At 53.1% G+C, this 1,729-nt stretch carries 3 protein-coding genes; all 3 read left to right on the forward strand.

The features are described 5' to 3' along the window. Positions 1-448, forward strand: a 448-nt coding sequence (locus tag PO883_RS34335) for a hypothetical protein (protein ID WP_289313784.1), incomplete at its 5' end; no start/stop codon positions are given. A gap of 5 nt (positions 449-453) precedes the next feature. Beyond that, the gene (locus tag PO883_RS34340; protein WP_289313785.1) at positions 454-804 is read left to right on the forward strand and encodes a hypothetical protein; all 351 of its coding nucleotides are present in this window, start codon (positions 454-456) and stop codon (positions 802-804) included. A gap of 549 nt (positions 805-1,353) precedes the next feature. Then, positions 1,354-1,729, forward strand: a 376-nt coding sequence (locus PO883_RS34345; RefSeq protein WP_289313786.1) for a hypothetical protein, incomplete at its 3' end; no start/stop codon positions are given.

Genomic DNA, 1,729 nt, shown 5'->3' on the forward strand with positions numbered 1-1,729 from the left:
TCCTCCAATTTCGCCAAACTTTATTGCGACAAGCGGAGGCGATGTTGGCGTCGTCGATGGATTGGGACCTAGAAAATTATTGGCACTTGAACGCGAACTAAAAGTGGCTGAGATGATAGGTGGTCGTTCAGCTGTACAAGCACGATATAAAGACGGAAAATTGATTCTCGAGGATACGCCGATAAAAAATAGCGAGGGAGTTTCTGGCATTGATGTCATTGGGAAAAATGGTGAGTTGATTCAAGTTGGTGGGCCAGGAAAAAACGCGAATTCAGACGTGCTTGAAAAAACCAAAAATGCTATGCGTGTCCTCAAGGAGGAAGCGAGGATCAACAACACTGTAGCCAAAGTTTATTTGGAATATGGGAACAGTGATAGGTTCCAGGAATTGGTTCGTGAAGCTCAAAAAATTCTGGGTAAAGATAATGTGATTGTTTTTAAGAAATAGTGGTAATGATGGCATATCATATTTTTAGCTCACGCGTAGCGCCGCAGGAGGATCGATTTCTCGATCTCTATTTGGGATCTGCCGTCACGATAGATTTTTATTGGGAATCTGTAGGGCGGAAATTAGATCTTCCATTGATCTCATCGTTAACAGAACGGGCAGATTCCGACGATGGATTTGTCCTTCTCGGCGATGAGTTGGTTCGGTTTGGGAATGAGATTAAGATTTTTGAGAAATATTGGAGTGATGAAAATGTGTCTGGTAGTCTGCCGGATGACTTTCTGGAGAAAGTGGAAATAATAAAGGAGGGAATTGATTTCGCGGTTTCCAATGGGTTGTCTGTAATGGTGGGGTAAGTGTCGTGGTGGGCGGCCCAATGGCCCAATGTCGTTTCGAGTGGAAGTTGACAAGCCGCACTTTGCCCTTCCTGGGGGCGTGGTCGGTTGGAGAGGCCCAACCGCAACGGCGTTTTCGGTGCAGTCAAGGGCGGGCATAGCCCGGCGCAGCGAACCCTTGACGGCACTGAAAATGCCTTTACGCTCAAGGGCTTAGGGTTGGATGCGGGGTTGGCATCCGGCCCGCGAGCCCGTCCGGCGGCAAGGACTTCCCCGCCCTTGGGGGCGAGGGGTGGGGGAATCCACGCGGTTTGGCAACATCACGTTTCCGTCGCCGCGTAAAGTTCCACTCGAAACGGCATTGAGCCAAATAAGGGATAGATCGAAAAGCTGGACCCGTCCATATCGTTATCCTGAAGCCGTGTTCCAGCTCATGCAATAGAGCCAATTGCAAAACGATTTTTCTGAACTGGCCGGCATCAGGGTGACGCCGTTGCCCAGCAACAAGGCAGCGGCGGCGCAGCGGACGTTACGGTTGGCACGAGCGCCCAGCCCGTTGTCAAGGGCCAGGTGGCAGGTAATGCCCTGCCTGGCAGCGTCATCGCGGGCAATGCGCGCGCAGCGCAGCAGACGGCCATCGGCGACCTGACGACCTCGTTCGCCAAATTCGCGGCCGCGCGTCCCGTGACGGTTGCGGAGAAAACGGTCGCCGGTGTCGTCGGCTCCAACCCCAAAGACATCAACGGCCGGGTCACCGATCCGAACGTGCCGAACGTCACCCTGACCAGCAACACGGACTGGAAAGCCCCGACCGGCAATCTGTTCTCCCTGAAACCGGGCGAGGGCGCCGGCTATCTGGTCGAAACCGACCCGCTGTTCACCGATAAAAACAAATGGACCGGCAGCGATTACTTCCTGGACCAGCTTGACATTGATCCGCAGCGCA

It is taken from the genome of Massilia sp. DJPM01 (assembly GCF_030348125.1).
Taxonomy (GTDB): domain Bacteria; phylum Pseudomonadota; class Gammaproteobacteria; order Burkholderiales; family Burkholderiaceae_D; genus Telluria_A; species Telluria_A frigida.